This window comes from Actinomadura sp. BRA 177 (genome assembly GCF_013372625.1).
Taxonomy (GTDB): Bacteria; Actinomycetota; Actinomycetes; order Streptosporangiales; family Streptosporangiaceae; genus Spirillospora.
Window position 1 is genome coordinate 1 of the sequence record NZ_JABXFD010000566.1, and the last position, 2222, is coordinate 2222.

The following is a 2222-nucleotide window of genomic DNA, read 5'->3' on the forward strand; positions in this document are numbered from 1 at the left end:
GTTGGGCGGGGACGCGCGGTGGGGGCACGGGCTTCCGCCGCGTGGGGAACCGGAGTTGGCGTGGGTTCAGCATGTGCTCTGGCATCTGCGGCCCGGTGGTGAGGCGGCCGTGCTGATGCCGCAGGCGGCCGCCGACCGGCGTTCGGGGCGACGGATCCGGGCGGGTCTGCTGCGCACCGGCACGCTCCGGGCAGTGCTCGAACTGCCCGCCGGCGCGGCGGGGTCGGCCGCGGCGCCCCATCTGTGGCTGCTGCGCCGGCCCGCGGACGGTGACCCGCCGCCCGCCCACGTGCTGATGGTGGACGCGTCCGCTCCGCCCGAGACCGTGATCGCCGGCACGCTGCGGTTCCTGCGCGGCACCGGCGAACCGGGCATCGGACGGGCCGTCCCGCTGGTCGATCTGCTGGACGACGCGGTGGACGTGACCCCGGCCCGTCACCTGCGCGGCAGCGCCGACATCCGGGCCGGGTTCGACGCCGCGCGCGCCCGGTTCCGCGACCGGCTCGCCGCCGTCAACGCCCTCGCGAACGAATTGGCGCCCCTCGGCGAGGCGGGCGAGCACAGCACGGTGACGTTCGCCGAACTGATCCGGCACGGCACGGTCGAGGTGCTGCACCCGCCGATCACGATGGACCTCGGCGCGGGCGACATTCCCGTCCTGACCGGCAAGGACATCACGCTCGACCGCGACCCGTCCGCCCGGACCGTCCCCGCTCCCGGGCTTCTGCTGCTCCGCCAGGGGGACATCGCCGTCGCGCAGGTGGGCCGCCGCGTCCACCCGCGGGTGGTCGACGTCGCAGGCGTCGCGGTCGGGCCGCAGGTCCAGGTGTTCCGTGCCGACCAGACCCGGTACGACCCCTATTTCCTCGCCTGCTTCCTGATGGCGGCGGGTATGGCCCGCGGATCGTCCACCTCGTCTCGCGCGGATGTCCGCAGGACGGCGGTCCCGCGCCTGCCGATTGAGGAGCAGCGCGCCTACGGGGCCGCCCACCGCCGCCTCGCGGAGTTGTCCGCGGCGCTGCGCGAGCTGGCGGCCGCCGGGGACGACACCATCGCGCTCGGCATCGAGGGACTCGGTGGCGGCGGGCTCCGCCCGGGCGGTTGAATGGCGGCGTGACGACCATCGCCGGCCGCTACCAACTGGATCCCGTCCACATCGGCAAGGGCGGGATGGGAGAGGTCTGGGGCGCCACCGACACGCGGCTGCGGCGCCGCGTCGCCGTCAAGTTCGTCCGGTTCGGTGACGAACCCGAGCTGATCAGGCGGTTCGTCCGCGAATCGCAGCTCACCGCGCGCATGGGCCATCCCGGCGTGCCGGTCCTCTACGACGCCGACCGGGTCACCGGCGGCCCCTTCGACGGGCGCCTCTACCTCGTCATGGAACTGGTGGACGGCGTCAACGTCGACGACCTGGTCGCCGAACATGATCCGCTGCCTGTCGGCTGGGCCGCAGCGATCGCCGCGCAGGTCAGCGCCGTCCTCAGCCATGCGCACGCGAAGTCGTTCGTCCACCGCGACCTGAAGCCCAGCAACCTCATGGTCGACAAGGACGGCGCGGTCAAGGTCCTCGACTTCGGGCTGGCCGTCGCCCTGGACGCCGACGAACGGTCCCGCCTCACGAGCACCGACCAGCTGCTCGGCACGCTCGCGTACATGGCGCCGGAGCAGTTCCGGGGGAAGTACAGCCCGTCCAGCGATCTGTACGCGCTCGGCTGCGTGCTCTACCAGATGCTCAGCGGGCAGGGGCCTTTCCAAGGGCCCGACCATGTGTCGCTGATGCACGCCCACATCTACGAGGAGGCGGTTCCGCTCCGCCGGCTGCGCGCCGATGTCCCGTCCGACCTGGAGAACCTCGTGCGGCGGCTGCTGGCGAAGGCGCCCGAGGCGCGTCCCGCGTCCGCGGATGAGGTGTTCGACGCGCTGCACCCGCACACGTCCGGGCTCCAGGAACTGCCCGGCGCGGTGCGGGCCGGGCGCAGCGCACTCCGCATGTACGCGGACGTCGCCGGCCGGACGCTCAGCACCTACACCGCCCCGGCCCGCACCTGGCCCCGCGTCGGCCGCCGACACCTCGCGGGCCACGGGCCCCCCCCCGCCCCCGCCCCCCGCAATGCGGCGGCACCCGCGGCCGCTGACGTCCTCGCCCGGCGCCGCGGCTCAGCGCCCCCCACGCACCGCGCGCACGACTGCGCAGCCGACCGCCGCGTGCACACCACCCCGCA

Annotated in this window: 2 protein-coding genes; both read left to right on the forward strand. The window is 74.4% G+C overall.

Features of this window, described 5'->3' with window-relative positions; all coding sequences use genetic code 11:
• Window positions 1-1105: N-6 DNA methylase (locus tag HUX53_RS32235; RefSeq protein ID WP_176406990.1), on the forward strand; the 1105-nt coding region annotated here is incomplete at its 5' end.
• 8 nt (window positions 1106-1113) lie between these two features.
• On the forward strand, window positions 1114-2222 hold a 1109-nt coding region (locus HUX53_RS32240), incomplete at its 3' end, for a serine/threonine-protein kinase (RefSeq protein ID WP_176406991.1).